The following is a 12,880-nucleotide window of genomic DNA, read 5'->3' as shown; positions in this document are numbered from 1 at the left end:
TATCTGGTGATGATGGCGAGAAGGTAACACCCGTTCCCATTCCGAACACGCAAGTTAAGCTTCTCAGCGCCGATGGTACTGCTCGGGAGACCGAGTGGAAGAGTAGGACGTTGCCAGGTAGGTTTTAAAACCTAATATATAAGGTTCACTAGCTCAGTCGGTAGAGCACATGACTTTTAATCATGGTGTCCGGGGTTCGATTCCCCGGTGAGCCACCAAAAACTCTTGAAAGTGTTTATTTTCAAGGGTTTTTAACTTTTTTGTATCAATTTTTAGTTGGTTGGGTAGAGTTTAAAAAACATAGAAAAATTCAATGTTGAGAGTGAAAAACTACCTCAAAATTTTAATGCAATAGGTTTTAAAACCTAATATATAAGGTTCACTAGCTCAGTCGGTAGAGCACATGACTTTTAATCTAGGTATTGATGTAGGTATAAAGTCATTTTGTGCTATGTCCAATGAGAAAGCTATAGAAAAGCAGATAAATATTAAAAAACTTTTAAAAATAATATAGAATAAACTAGGGTTTAAAAACCCTAGTTTATTCTTTTTAAAGCAACTTGAGCTGAATTATATAAAATGCTTACTGCAACTAAATTGAATATTGTTGCTGGAAGAACAACCCCAAGCATTAGTGAAAAAAATGGTCCTGGAAGTCCAAATAAAATTAAAGCTGAGCCTAAAAAAACTGTTCCACTTATAAGTGTTCCAACAATTGAAATTATTGCCATTTCAACTTGATGATTAACTTTTTTGTCAAGAAATTTAAAAAGAAAATAAATTAAATTAGAAGTTACAATTTTATCTATTATATTAGGTATTTGTCCCATTGGGAATCCAGTAGTAAGTGCAGTAAGTATTCCAGCAGCAAGTCCAATTACTAAAGTTGTTTTATAATCGTCGCAAAGTGCTATAGCTATAAACATCATGCTAAGTAGAAAATCTGGTTTCATTCCAAAAAGTATTGGAGGAACTATTTGGTGTAATATTAAACCTATGGCTAAAAGTAATGAGCTAATTGTTAGTTTTCTTAAATTCATGATTTTTCTCTCCTTTAAAAAATATTTTTATTAAATTTTATTTCATATATATTTATACTTCTTTTTAAAGAAAAAATATAAAATGTAAAATAAATTGCTATAATATAAAATTTATATTATAAAATTAAATTAAAAAAACCTTCACCCTAAATAATAGGGCGAAGGTTATCCGCGGTGCCACCTAAATTATACAAAAATTGTATATCTCTATAAGACACACTATCATGTCTTTTCCCTTTTAACGGTGGGCATCCGTTAAGTACTACTCTTTTAAGAAAACTTAAAATTTCGGCTTACTCCTAAAGGTCCATTCACTGAAGCATATCGTACTGAGATTCCACCATCCTCAGCTCTCTGAAACTAATGACTACAGCTACTATTCCTTTTCAATGGATTTAATGTATTGTTATCATTATAATACTATGTTAAAGTAATAGTGTCAATATATTTTTAATTTTGTTATATGATTTTATTTATAAAATTATATCCAATTAAGCAAAATATTGTTTATAAGGTTTATATAAGCTTACTATTTTATTATACTAATATTAAGCCTTCACATTGGATATCTATAATATATTATAAAAGAATAGCTTTATTACATGAAAGGAGTATTATATGGAAGATATAGAATTTCTTAAAAAACTTTGTATGTGCCATGTTCCAAGTGGTAGGGAGTATTTAATTTATCCTGTTATTGAGGAAGCTTTTAAACCATTTGGAGATATTAAAATGGGAAAATTAAATAATATTTATGTACATAAAAAAGGAAATGGTAAAAATAGCATTATGCTTATGGCACATGCTGATGAGGTATTTTTAATGATAACAGACATAAGTGAAAATGGATTTTTAAAATTCAAAGGAAATGGAATTGATGCAAAAACTCTCGTATCTCAAGAGGTAATAATCCATGGAAAGAAAGATATTTTAGGAATTATAGGCGTAAAACCTCCACATCTTATTAGTGAAGAAGATAGAAGAAAGTCTATTACGGAAGAAGAATTGCTTATAGATACAGGCCTTTTAAAAGAAGAAGTTAAGTCTATAGTTAATATTGGAGATTATGTTACTTTAAAAAGAAATTTTTATGAACTTTTAAATAATAATGTAACTTGCAAATCTATAGATGATAGAGCTGGTATTGCAGCAATGTATGCATGTGCTAAAGAACTTCAAAATATAAATCATGATTTAGATGTATATTTTGTGTCTTCATGTCAAGAAGAGGTTGGACACAGAGGGGCAAAGATAGGTAGTTATGAGGTAAATCCTACTATGGCAATTGCTATAGATGTAACTTTTGATGGTGGTGCTTTAGGGGATAGTGATAGGGAGAATAGATTAGGAAAGGGACCTGTAATATGTATTGGACCTAATATTCATCCTAAGTTTAGAAAAAAGCTTATGGACATAGGTAAAGAGTATAATATATCATATCAAGTTGAAGTTGAGCCAGGAAATACAGGAACAGATGCTTGGGATATACAAATAACAAGAAATGGTATACCTACACTTTTAATATCTATTCCTATTAAATATATGCATACTTCAGTTGAGATTGTAAATATGGAAGATATAAAAAATACAGGAAGGATAATAGCTAAGTTTATAGAAAAAATAAAAGATGAGGAGGTGCAGGAGCTGTTATGCTTTTAGAAAAATTAAGCAATGCTGCAGGTCCTTCAGGTTATGAAGGAAATGTTAGAAATATTATAAAAGAAGAAGTTAAAAAATATGTAGATGAAGTAAAAGTAGACAATATGGGGAATATTATAGCTCATAAAAAAGGTAATAAGAATAGTAAAAACAAAGTAATTATAGATGCTCATATGGATGAAGTTGGATTTATAATTACAGGTTATAATGAAGATGGTACTTTAAAATTTTATTCTCTTGGCGGTATTTCTGGTAATATTTTACCTTCAAAGGTAGTTTTAATTGGAGATAATAAAATTCCAGGAGTTATAGGGTTTAAGCCTATACATCTTCAAAGCAGTGAAGAAAGAAAAAAAGCTGTGTCTTATAGTGATTGCTGCATAGATATTGGTTCTAAATCTAAAGAAGAAACTGAAAAGTTAATAGAAATTGGAGAATTTGCTGTATTTGATACAGAGTTTAGTGAATTTGGAAATGGGCTTTATAAAGGAAAAGCTTTTGATGATAGAATAGGTTGTGCAGTTCTTATAGAGGCTTTAAAAGAAAATTATGAGTGTGATATTTATGGAGTTTTTAATGTTCAAGAAGAAGTGGGAGAAAGAGGAGCTTTTGTATCAGCTTTTAATATTAAAGCTGATATAGGTATTGTTTTAGAAGGAACTATTTGTGCAGATATGCCTAATGTTTTAAAACATTTAAGAGCCACAGAAATAGGGAAAGGACCTGCAATATCTATAATGGATAAAACAAGTATTTTTAATAATGATATTGCCATGGAAATTATGAAAGTTTGTGATGAAAAGAAAATACCTTACCAAAAAAGAAGAGCCATAGCTGGAGGAAATGATGCTTATGCTATTCAATCTTCAGGGGAAGGGGCTAAAGTTGCAACTATTTCTGTACCTTGCAGATATATTCATTCTTCTGTATCTTTAGCAAGTAAAAGTGATTATGAAAATACAGTTAAGCTATTAATAGAATATTTAAAAACTATAAAATAATATTAAAGTTTCAATGAAATAAGCTGTAAAATTGTAGACTTAAAGTTATAAGTTTTGAGTGATAAGGAGGATTTTTATTATGGACAGTACATTAAGCAGGCTCCTTTTGAGTTTTGGAGTAAGCGGACATGAAACAAATGTAAGAGAGACTATAATAAATGAATTAAAAGGTATTAATTGCAAAATAAAAGAAGATAAAATGGGTAATCTTATTGTAAAAATAGGTGAAGGTGCAGAAAAATTTATGTTTTGTGCTCATATGGACGAAATAGGACTTATAGCATCATATATAGAAGATAATGGCTTTATAAGAGTAGGGAACATTGGAGATTTTAATGCAAATGATGTAGTTCATAATTTTATTAAATTTGAAAATGGAGTAATAGGCAAAATAGCTGCAACTAAAGATAATCCTGAAATAGATGATTTATTTATTGATATTGGAGTTAAAAATAGAGAAGAGGCATTAAATAAAGTACAAGAAGGTGATGTAGCTGCATTTTTTAAAAATACTATAGAAATTGACAATAATATTATAGGCTGTGGACTTGATGATAGAGTAGGATGTTATATTTTAATTAGGCTTATAAAAGAAATCAAAGAAACAGATAAAGAGCTTTACTTTGTATTTTCATCTCAAGCTGAGCTTGGAGGGAGAGGTGCAAGAGCAGCGTCTTTTGAAATTGAGCCTGATTATTCAATAGTTGTTGATTTAGAAGAATCTTCAGATATTATTGGAGGTAAAGGTAATATAAAGATAGGAGAAGGGCCGGTTTTAACTGTTATGGATAGAAGCCTTATAATGCATCATGAAATAAAAGAAAAACTAGAGAATGCTGCTAAAAATAATAATATTTCTATACAATATACAGCATCAAAAAGATTTACTGATGGTGGTACAATACATAAAGAAAAGTGTGGAGTTAAAACAGGGGTTGTTTCTATTCCTTGCAGGTATAATCATTCTGTTTCAGAGATGGTATCAATAGAAGACATAGAAAACACTATAAAACTTTTAAAAGGTTTAATGTAAATTTTGTATTTTAAAAGTATAAATGTTTTAAATAAATTGAAAAGTCATGCATAAATTGGGAAAATCCTTTTTATGTATGACTTTTATTAATATAAATATTTTGATGCATTTTATTTAAGTTTAGAATAAATTACAAATATAAAGTTTAATGAAAAATTTATTAAATTGAAATTAAACAGTACAATAAGCTATAATAAAATATACAAAATATTATAGAAAGGGTTTTTTATTCATGGATAAAAAAAAGATTAAATGGTTTTTAGTTTTGGCTTGGATGATAGTTATTTTTATATTTTCAAATCAGCCAGGAGATATATCAGATGAAAATAGTAAGTTTGTAATATATATATTTAATCTTCTTGGATTAGATTTAAATAGTACATTTGGAGATTTAGCAAATTTTATTGTAAGAAAGGGTGCACATTTTACAGAATATTTTATTCTTTATATGTTTTTATATAATGCTTTTATAGAAAGTTTTAGTTTTAAAAAATCATTAATTTTTTCACTTGTAATAGTATTTTTTTATGCAGCTTCAGATGAATTTCATCAAAGTTTTGTTCCCGGAAGAGGACCAGCTTTTAGAGATGTTTTAATTGATACGATGGGTGGAATAACTGCATTGGGAATTAGATATATTTTTCATATACAAAAATTTTTTAGAAATAAATAATATATAAAAATTTTTAAAATTAATATTTAAGAATCTTATTATAAGATATTATTATAAAATATACGATATATAATTATTTTTGTAATATATATAAAATTTCCTTCATATATAAAAGTGAAGGGAGTGGTATTAAATTAATGTATAGAACGAGAATTTGTGATAAATGTGATAATAATAAATTTTTAATTATTCCTGATGGAATTTCTTTTAAAGTGCAATGTTCAGAATGTAATACTATTAGAGAAACTTTTCAATTAGATGGTAAAATGATAGTTCCATCTTGTCCAAAATGTAAGGGAGAATTATTTAAATTTAGAGAAAAAGAAAAAGAAAATTCTATAGAAATTGATTTTATATGTTCACAGTGTGGAGAAAAAGCATCATATATTTATATTGATGATGAAGGTAATAAAGTAAATTTAGAAGAAAGAACATTTTTAGACATGAAAAAATTTCTTGAAAGTATGAATGATAGACTATATAATATTGATTTTTCTGTCAATGTTATAAAAAATTTATTAGAAGATGAATTTATTTTAAATGAAAAACTTAATAATATATTTAATAATATAAATAATGAATTAAATTCAATAAAGAGTGAAGCTGAAATTATAGATATGAGGATTAAAAAATTTAATAAATAATAAATATATAATAAAGTATGTCATACATAGTATTAAAATAAAACTATGTATGACATACTTTATTAAAAATTAATGATTAAATATAACTTCAGCTATATTTGTAGCATGATCTCCAACTCTTTCTAAGTTGCTTATTATATCTAAAAAAATAGTTCCGCTATAAGCATTACAGCTGCCATTATTAAGCCTTTTTATATGAGTTTTACGAAGTTCTTTTTCTAGACTGTCAATTCTTTCTTCTATTTTAAGAACATCTTGGGCAGCATAAGAATCGTTATTTTCAAAACTTGAGATGCTTTTATCAAGAGCACTTATTGTGTAATTAAACATATGATCTAAATCATTTAAAGCATCATCAGAAAATTCAAGTTTTTTAAGTATTTTTTCTTGAGCAAGTTCTGCTAAATTTTCAGCATGATCTCCAATTCTTTCTATATCATTAACTATATGATACATTGAAGTTATAACTTCTGATTGACCAGCTGGTATCTCTTTATTTGAAATTTTTGTTAAAAAAGATACTATTTCTCTTTCTAAAATATTAATTAAATTTTCATTTTCAAATACTTTTTCAATTAGTTTGCTATCATTTGTTCTAAAAGCATCCATAGAAAGTTCTAAATTTTCTTTAGCTTTATTTGCCATTCGTATTATTTCTTTTACAGTTTGTCCAATTGCAACTGCAGGTGTTTCTAGAAATCTTTCATCTATAAATTTTGTACCCATTTTTTCAGTTTCATCTTCTCCTGGAATAAGCTTGTTTACAAACTTAATAAGAAGAGGAATAAACCAAGCTAATATAAGTGTATTAATTACATTAAATATTGTGTGTGCGTTTGCAATTTGTCTTTTTATATCAGCATTTCCGCTTAATAATTGAACTAAAATTATAAATGGTTTTAAAAGTATGAAGAAAATTACTGTTCCAACTACGTTAAATGTTAAATGAATTAAGGCTGCTTTTTTTGCTGTTTTATTTGTACCTATACTAGCTAAAAGTGCAGTAACACAAGTTCCTATGTTAGTTCCAAATAAAACAGGAATTGCTGCTTCAAGTGGTATAATACCGCTTCCGGCAATAGTAATTAATATACTTGTAGTTGCTGAAGAACTTTGAATAATTCCTGTTGCTACCAATCCTACTAATATACCTAAAAGTGGATTATGACTCAAAGTTACAATCATATTTTTAAATTCAGGAGCTTCAGATAATGGTGATAATGCTGTTCCCATAATTTCAAGTCCCATAAACAGTATACCAAAACCTAAAACTATATGACCAATTTCTCTGTTTTTCTTTGATTTAGAAAATAATGTTATAGCAGCGCCTAAACCTACAAAGATTGGTGCAATAGCAGAAAGGTTAAATGCAACAAGTTGTGCTGTAATTGTAGTACCTATATTGGCTCCCATAATTACTCCAGCTGCTTGGTAAAGGCTCATAAGTCCAGCGTTAACAAAGCCTACTACCATAACTGTAGTAGCACTGCTGCTTTGAATAATAGAAGTTACTATTGTTCCAACTAAAATACCTTTTACAGGATTGGATGTTATCTTTTCAAGAAATCCTTTTAACTTTTCTCCAGCTGCATTTTCTAGACCATCTCCCATAAGCTTCATACCATATAGGAAAAGTCCCAAGCCGCCAATAAGGCTAATAATGGTCGAAGAAATATCCATACGATCCCTCCACTTAAATTTTACATAATAATAAAAAAACCTACAAAAATATCATACTACTATATATTTTGTTTGTTAAGAGTTTATAACATAAACTTAACATAGATTTAACATAAAAAAATTTCCAATTAAAATTCTAAGGGTTATACTAATATTTAGATAACTTCTTAGAATTTTAATTGGAAATCTATTCAATATCATCAATTTTATCAAGTTCTTTAATATAATTATTTATTTTATTATGCCATTTTTTGTATAACTTTGGTTCTTCTTCTCTTAATACTTCTAAAAAAAAGTCTAACACACCTAATTTATATAATCCTTTTGAAAGATGCCTAGGAAAATCTCTTTCTTTAGAATAAAATTTTTGAGGATCTATAATCATTAATTTACCATTTGAATCTACAAAAACATCTTTGCAACGTACATCTATTTTTAAAAATTTTAGTTTTTCAAATTCTTTTAACATTTCTAAAATGCTAATAACAAGTTTTCTTGTAAGTCCATTCTTTTTTATATAGTTTTTTAAAGGTATTCCATCTACATAATCTCTTATCATGTAATTTCCGCCAACTTCATAGAGTCTAGGGAAATATTTATTTCCATTTACCTTTTTTAAAATATGAGCTTCTCCATAGAAATCTTTCATTATAAAACAAATTTTTATGACTTTACCATCAGGAAGAAGATATACTATCCCATTATGACCTTTGCCTAAAAATTTACATTCAAAAAGATTAATATCAGAATATTTATTTTGTTGAAATTTATGTTTATGTTTTTTACTCATATATATACCAAAAAAATATTGCTTTGTAATAACATATGAAAATTAAATTTAAATATTACAAAATTTCCTATATTTGATAAGTTTCAACTATATAATTTAACTTGTAATGAGTTTATATTTAACTTATAATGTGAATATAGAATATAAAAATTCAGGAGGATTTTAAATTATGGAAAGAGATACTTTTAATATATATAATATAAGAAAATTAGCTGAAGAAATATCAAAAAATGCAATAGTTTCCTATGAAGATTTACCACGTTATGATTTGTTTTTATCTCAAGTAATTGATTATTTAAATGATAAATTTGAAGATGAAAAATATACTAGCAGTATTGTACAAAATTATATAAAAAGTGAAGTTATATCAAAACCTGAAGAGGGTAAAAAGAGAGGATATACTAAGGAGCATCTAGCTCAACTTTTATTATTAAGTTATATGAGACCTGTATTAACATCAGAAGAAATTAAAAAAGTTTTTAATCTTGCATTTAATAATATAAATAACAAATCTGATGATATATTATCTTGGGAAAAAGCTTATAAAATATTTTCTAATTTTCAAAAAGAAATGATTGACGATTTTTTATCTAAAAATAATTTTAATCAAGAAAAGCTATTAAATATAATAAAAGATAATAATTTAAAAAAAGATGATGAAGAGAGAATTTTAGTTTTTCTTACAGTGATGACATTAATAGCAGAAGCTAGCATTATTAAAAAGCTTGCTAAAAAAATTATTGATGAATATAATAAAAAATAGGGAAAATATAAGCAAAAGGAGTTTATTTATGGACTATAAAGAATTATACAAAAGCAAATTAATAAGTTTAGATGAAGCTATTAATAAAGTAAAATCTAATTATGAAATTGCTGTAGGTTTAGGTGCTGCTGAAGCAACAGGATTTCTTTCAAATCTTCATAAAATAAAATCTAAAGTAGAAAATGTATCAGTAATTACTTGCTTAAATATGGGAAATTATGAATTTTGTTCTAATCCTGAAATGAAGGGACATTTTATTAATGAAACTTGGTTTTATAGTGGTTTAGCAAGAAAATCACATAAATTTGAAACTGTTTCATTAATTCCAAGTCATCTTCATTTTGCTGCTAAAAAAAGGTTAAATTATAAAAAACCTAATATTTTCGTAGGTACAGCAACTCCTATGGACAAACATGGATATTTTTCATTATCTCTTTCAGTAACATATGAAAGAGAATATATAGAAAATGCAGATATAGTTATTTTAGAAATAAATGAAAATCTTCCAAGGACCTATGGTGATACTGCTGTACATATAAGTGAAGTTGATTTTGTATATGAATATAAATCTCCTCTTATTGAACTTCCAAGTATAGAACCAAATGAAAAAGATATAACTATAGGTAATTATATATCTGAACTAATAGAAGATGGATCTACATTACAGCTAGGAATTGGTGCTATTCCAAATGCAGTTACAAAGGCATTATCTAATAAAAAAGATTTAGGTATTCATACTGAAATGTTTACAGATGGTATAGTAGATCTTTATAATGAAGGAGTTGTTACTAATAGAAGAAAATCAATAAATAAAAATAAGTTTATAGCATCTTTTGCATTAGGAACAAAAAAACTTTATGATTTTATAGATAATAATCTTTCTGTAGAATTTAAAAGTGCTGCATATACTAATGATCCTTATATTATAGGACAAAATTATAAAATGGTATCAATTAATACTTCTATACAGGTAGATTTAACAGGGCAATGCTGTTCTGAGTCAATTGGATTTACTCAGTATAGTGGTACTGGAGGGCAAGCTGATACTGCAATAGGTTCTCAAAATAGTAATGGAGGTAAATCTATTATTACTTTGTATTCAACAGCAAAACAAGATACTATTTCAACAATAGTTCCATTTATTAATTTAGGAGCTGCTGTATCTCTTTCAAGAAATGATGTAGATTATGTTGTAACTGAATATGGAGTAGCTAAATTAAGTGGACGCAGTATAAGAGAGAGAGTAAAAGAGTTAATAAATATAGCTCATCCTAAATTCAGGGAAGAACTAAAGTATCAAGCTAAAAAAAATTATATTTGGTGATTTATAAAAATTTATATAAATAGGGGTTAAAAATGAAATTAAATAAAATACATCATGTTGCAATTATTTGTTCTGATTATAAAAAATCTAAATATTTTTATGTAAATATATTAGGTTTAAAAATAATTAAAGAAACTTACAGAAAAGAAAGAGATTCATATAAACTTGATTTAAGCATTGATAAAGATTATCAAATAGAGTTATTTTCTTTTAATAATCCACCTAAAAGATTAAGCTATCCAGAGGCTGCAGGACTTAGGCATTTAGCTTTTGAAGTTTCTAATATTAATGAAGCAGTAAAAGAACTTAATGATAAAGGTATAGTTACAGAACCTATAAGAATTGATGAAATTACAGGTAAAAAATTTACTTTTTTTAATGACCCTGACAATTTACCTTTAGAGATTTATGAAAAATAAAACAGGCACAAAGCAAGGAAAATTTTAAACACTTTGCTTTGTGCCTTTACTTATTACTTATATATTTAATATATTTTTAATTAATAAGTTAATTACATTTTCTTTCTTTCAGTATAATGAGTGTGAAGAAGTTCATGAGCTTTTTCTCCATAAGGCTCACCTAAGTATTCTTTATATAATTTAAGAACAGATTCATTTTCATGAGATTTTCTCTTAGCCTTACTTCTATCTTCACTATAAATACCTTCAGCACGTTTCTTTAGGATTTCTACGTCGCCATGTATATATGGCTGTCCGCCTCCACCTATACATCCACCAGGGCAAGCCATTATTTCAATAGCTTGATAATTTGCTTCACCATTTCTTATAGCTTCAAGTATTTTTCTAGCATTTCCAAGACCATGAGCTACAGCTACATTTACATCCATATCATTAATTTTTACAGTAGCTTCTTTAACTCCATCCATACCTCTTAAATTATGGAACTCAACATCTTTAAGTTCTTCATCAGTAAGCCATTCATAAGCTGTACGAAGAGCTGCCTCTAAAACTCCACCTGTAGTTCCAAATATTACTGAAGCTCCAGTTGATTCTCCAAGAGGATTATCAAAATCACCATCTTCTAGAGAATTAAAGTTTATACCAGCTTCTTTAAGCATTTTAGCAAGCTCTCTTGTAGTTATAACTATATCTACGTCTTGGTTACCTTCATGAGAAAGTTCTGGTCTTGCAGCTTCATATTTTTTAGCAAGACAAGGCATTACTGAAACTACTACTATGTTTTTAGGATCTATACCAAGCTTTTCAGCTAAGTAAGTTTTTGCAACAGCACCAAACATTTCATGAGGTGACTTACAAGTAGATGGTATATCTAAAAGATCTGGGAATTGATGCTCAAAGAATTTTACCCAGCCAGGGCAGCAGCTTGTAAGTATTGGAAGTTTTCCTCCATGTTTAATTCTGTGAACAAATTCAGAAGCTTCCTCCATTATAGTAAGGTCTGCAGCAAAGTCTGTATCAAAAACTTTGTCAAATCCAAGTTCTCTAAGAGCAGTAACCATTTTACCTGTAACAACAGTTCCTGGTTCTAAACCAAATTCTTCACCTAATGCTACTCTTACTGCTGGAGCAGTTTGAACTATAACAAATTTATCTTTATCTCTTAATGCATTCCAAACTTTTGAAATATTATTAACTTCTGTTAATGCACCAGTTGGACATACAGCAACACATTGACCGCAAAAAGTACATGATGTATCTGTTAAAGGTAAGTTAAAAGCAGGTGCTACAGCAGTTTCAAATCCTCTTTCAACTCCAGATAGAACATTTACTGTTTGAACTTTGTTACACATAGTTTCACATCTTCTGCAAAGTATACATTTATCAAGATTTCTAACTATAGAATAACTTGAATCATCAATTTCATATGTTGACATTTCACCTTTATAAGGTATATCACGTATTCCAAGATCTGCAGCCAATTGCTGAAGTTCACAATTTGTATTTTTATCACAAACTAAGCAATCTTTTGGGTGATCTGATAAAAGAAGTTCTACTACAGTTCTTCTTGCCTTTATTGCTTTTATTGTGTTTGTTTTTACTACCATTTTATCAAAAACAGGAGTAGCACAAGCTGGAGCTAAATTTTTTCTTCCTTCTATTTCTACCATACATACTCTACAGGAAGCAGTTTGATTAACCATTTTTATATCATGTAAATTTAGGTGGCACAATGTAGGAATTTTTATATTAAGAACTTTAGCAGCTTCTAATATTGTAGTTCCTTCTTCTACTTGTACCTGTCTATTATTTATAGTTACAGTTACTAAACTCAAAACTTTCACCTTCCTCTCA

At 27.7% G+C, this 12,880-nt stretch carries 12 protein-coding genes, 1 tRNA gene, 1 rRNA gene and 1 other annotated feature; of the genes, 10 read left to right on the top strand and 4 right to left on the bottom strand.

The genetic code is table 11. From position 1 onward, the window contains the following. Nucleotides 1–2 precede the first annotated feature (2 nt). Both rrf and B5D11_RS05175 read left to right on the top strand, forming a co-directional pair. A 5S ribosomal RNA gene (gene rrf / locus B5D11_RS05180) occupies nt 3–119 on the top strand. Nucleotides 120–142: 23 nt separating this feature from the next. Continuing rightward, nucleotides 143–218 (top strand) — tRNA-Lys (locus B5D11_RS05175). A 318-nt stretch (nt 219–536) separates the two neighbouring features. Here B5D11_RS05175 and B5D11_RS05170 read toward each other — a convergent pair. Beyond that, nucleotides 537–1,040, bottom strand: a complete 504-nt coding sequence (locus tag B5D11_RS05170) for a tryptophan transporter (protein WP_078681978.1) — start codon at nt 1,038–1,040, stop codon at nt 537–539. Between the two features lie 151 nt (nt 1,041–1,191). Next, nucleotides 1,192–1,439, bottom strand: a binding site (T-box leader). 219 nt (nt 1,440–1,658) lie between these two features. On the opposite strand from B5D11_RS05170, the gene B5D11_RS05165 reads away from it, so the two are divergent. From B5D11_RS05165 to B5D11_RS05145, 5 genes are all read left to right on the top strand, one after another. Continuing rightward, nucleotides 1,659–2,699, top strand: a complete 1,041-nt coding sequence (locus tag B5D11_RS05165; RefSeq protein ID WP_078681977.1) for a M42 family metallopeptidase — start codon at nt 1,659–1,661, stop codon at nt 2,697–2,699. Further along, complete coding sequence (locus B5D11_RS05160; RefSeq protein ID WP_078681976.1) at nt 2,690–3,700, top strand: M42 family metallopeptidase; 1,011 nt, start codon at nt 2,690–2,692, stop codon at nt 3,698–3,700. Before B5D11_RS05165 ends, B5D11_RS05160 begins: the two co-directional genes overlap by 10 nt. 79 nt (nt 3,701–3,779) lie before the next feature. Further along, nucleotides 3,780–4,733: a M20/M25/M40 family metallo-hydrolase gene (locus B5D11_RS05155; RefSeq protein WP_078681975.1), complete on the top strand. Its 954-nt coding sequence runs from the start codon at nt 3,780–3,782 to the stop codon at nt 4,731–4,733. A gap of 232 nt (nt 4,734–4,965) precedes the next feature. Then, on the top strand, nt 4,966–5,406 hold the full coding sequence (locus B5D11_RS05150; RefSeq protein WP_078681974.1) for a VanZ family protein: 441 nt from the start codon (nt 4,966–4,968) through the stop codon (nt 5,404–5,406). Between the two features lie 137 nt (nt 5,407–5,543). Next, nucleotides 5,544–6,050: a hypothetical protein gene (locus B5D11_RS05145; protein ID WP_078681973.1), complete on the top strand. Its 507-nt coding sequence runs from the start codon at nt 5,544–5,546 to the stop codon at nt 6,048–6,050. Nucleotides 6,051–6,119: 69 nt separating this feature from the next. On the opposite strand, the gene B5D11_RS05140 is transcribed toward B5D11_RS05145, so the two are convergent. Both B5D11_RS05140 and B5D11_RS05135 read right to left on the bottom strand, forming a co-directional pair. Next, entirely contained in the window at nt 6,120–7,730 is a 1,611-nt protein-coding gene (locus tag B5D11_RS05140; protein ID WP_078681972.1) for a Na/Pi cotransporter family protein, read from the bottom strand. A gap of 187 nt (nt 7,731–7,917) precedes the next feature. After that, complete coding sequence (locus B5D11_RS05135; protein ID WP_078681971.1) at nt 7,918–8,520, bottom strand: protein kinase; 603 nt, start codon at nt 8,518–8,520, stop codon at nt 7,918–7,920. A 169-nt stretch (nt 8,521–8,689) separates the two neighbouring features. On the opposite strand from B5D11_RS05135, the gene B5D11_RS05130 reads away from it, so the two are divergent. From B5D11_RS05130 to B5D11_RS05120, 3 genes are read left to right on the top strand one after another with little or no spacing between them, the layout of a single operon-like run. Further along, on the top strand, nt 8,690–9,283 hold the full coding sequence (locus B5D11_RS05130; RefSeq protein WP_078681970.1) for a DUF1836 domain-containing protein: 594 nt from the start codon (nt 8,690–8,692) through the stop codon (nt 9,281–9,283). 28 nt (nt 9,284–9,311) lie between these two features. Further along, on the top strand, nt 9,312–10,607 hold the full coding sequence (locus B5D11_RS05125; RefSeq protein ID WP_078681969.1) for an acetyl-CoA hydrolase/transferase family protein: 1,296 nt from the start codon (nt 9,312–9,314) through the stop codon (nt 10,605–10,607). A gap of 32 nt (nt 10,608–10,639) precedes the next feature. Continuing rightward, nucleotides 10,640–11,026: an SMU1112c/YaeR family gloxylase I-like metalloprotein gene (locus tag B5D11_RS05120; RefSeq protein WP_078681968.1), complete on the top strand. Its 387-nt coding sequence runs from the start codon at nt 10,640–10,642 to the stop codon at nt 11,024–11,026. A 92-nt stretch (nt 11,027–11,118) separates the two neighbouring features. On the opposite strand, the gene B5D11_RS05115 is transcribed toward B5D11_RS05120, so the two are convergent. Continuing rightward, complete coding sequence (locus B5D11_RS05115; RefSeq protein WP_078681967.1) at nt 11,119–12,861, bottom strand: NADH-dependent [FeFe] hydrogenase, group A6; 1,743 nt, start codon at nt 12,859–12,861, stop codon at nt 11,119–11,121. Between the last annotated feature and the right edge of the window lie 19 nt (nt 12,862–12,880).

This window comes from Clostridium sp. USBA 49, from assembly GCF_900167505.1.
In the GTDB taxonomy this organism is placed as follows: Bacteria; Bacillota; Clostridia; order Clostridiales; family Clostridiaceae; genus Clostridium_AT; species Clostridium_AT prolinivorans.
The sequence above is the reverse complement of the archived record's forward strand: the minus strand, read 5'-3'. Positions and strand labels throughout refer to the sequence as shown.